This is a genomic window from Bradyrhizobium sp. P2_E8 (assembly GCF_056403875.1).
On sequence record NZ_JBFUES010001344.1, the window covers coordinates 1 to 1,610 of the forward strand.

The following is a 1,610-nucleotide window of genomic DNA, read 5'->3' on the forward strand; positions in this document are numbered from 1 at the left end:
CCATCCCGTTCGACCGCTTTCACGCGCCACGGATCGAGGTCGAGCTCGCCTTCGTGCTGAAGGCGCCGCTGCGCGGGCCCGACTGCACCATCTTCGACGTGCTCAACGCCACCGACTACGTGACGCCGGCGCTGGAGATTCTGGAGACGCGGATGCACCGCGTCGATCCTGAAACGGGCAAGACGCGAAAGGTCATGGACACGATCTCGGACAACGCGGCGAATGCCGCGCTGGTGCTCGGCGGCCGGCCGTTCCGCCCGATGGATGCGGATCTGCGCTGGATCGGCGCGCTCCTGTTCCGCAACGGCGAGGTCGAGGAGACCGGGCTTGCCGCCGGCGTGCTCAACCATCCCGCCAATGGCATCGCCTGGCTCGCCAATCGCCTCGCGCCGCATGACGAATATCTTAAGGCCGGCGAGGTGGTGCTGGCGGGATCGTTCACGCGTCCGGTGGACATCCGCCGCGGCGATACCTTCCACGCCGACTACGGCGCGTTCGGCTCGGTGTCGTGCCAGTTCGTCTGAACCAACACATATGAGGGAGCGCACCATGACACGGCGCAAGAGCATCCATATCGGCGGCTTCAAGCACGCCAACCCGATTCCGAACGCCTGCCGCATCGGCAATCTCGTGATGTCGGGCGTCATCCTCGGCCGCGATGYGGCCGGCGCGATGCCCGAGAGCTTGGACGCGCAATGCGCCAACATGTTTGCGCACATGAAGGCGACGGTGGAGGCGGCCGGCGGCACCACGGACGACATCATCAAGATGACGGTGTGGCTGAAGGACCGCTCGCAGCGCGGGCCCGTGAATGTCGAGTGGCTGAAGATGTTTCCCGACGAGCATTCGCGCCCGGCGCGCCACGCGCTGCCGATGGACAACATGGACGGCGGCGCGCTGGTGCAGTGCGACTTCACCGCCGTGATCGACTGAAGGAGCATTCGCATGCCGACCTATCTGCCGTTCGACCCGAACCCGCGTCGCCCGGTCAAGGCGCCGCCACGGAGAACCATCGACAGCCAGTTTCACGTGCTGGGCCCCATCGACAAATATCCGGAGCGCCCTGGTGCGGCCTACCGGATGCCGACCGCGACCTGGGAAGCGGCGCTGTGGATGCACAAGGCGCTCGGCATCGAGCGCGGAATCATCGTGCAGACCACGACCTATGGCGCCGATCATTCCGTCGTGCTCGACGGCCTCGCCGCGATGGGCCCGAATTATCGCGGCTGCGCCAATGCGCTGGTGTTCGCGGAGGCGAGCGACGCCCACCTCTCCAAGCTCCACGACGCCGGCGTGCGCGGCGCGCGCTTCAGCTTCCGCCAGGAGCTCGGCGCGGTGCTGTCGGATGCCGATTTCGCCCGCGCCATCGCCCGCATTCGCGAGCTCGGCTGGTACGTCAAGATCCAGCCGGAGAAGGACGGCATCGTCTCCAGTGTCGCCAAGTACGAGAATCTCGACGTGCCCGTCCTGATCGACCACATGGCGCGCCCCGATCCGCAAGCCGGCAGGAACGATCCGAACCTGCGCAAGATGCTGGAGCTGCTCGCCAAGGGCAATTTCTGGGTCATGCTGTCGCTCGGCGAGAAGACCTCGAAGGCCGGCCCGCCCTA

3 protein-coding genes are annotated in these 1,610 nt (G+C 66.5%); all 3 read left to right on the plus strand.

The genetic code is table 11. The features are described from left to right. A partial coding sequence (locus AC1D00_RS40275; protein ID WP_477014529.1) for a fumarylacetoacetate hydrolase family protein occupies positions 1–524 on the plus strand: 524 nt, incomplete at its 5' end. 25 nt (positions 525–549) lie between these two features. Then, positions 550–933, plus strand: a complete 384-nt coding sequence (locus AC1D00_RS40280; RefSeq protein WP_477014530.1) for a RidA family protein — start codon at positions 550–552, stop codon at positions 931–933. Positions 934–945: 12 nt separating this feature from the next. After that, positions 946–1,610 (plus strand): amidohydrolase family protein (locus AC1D00_RS40285; protein WP_477014531.1); only part of this gene is annotated, 665 nt, incomplete at its 3' end.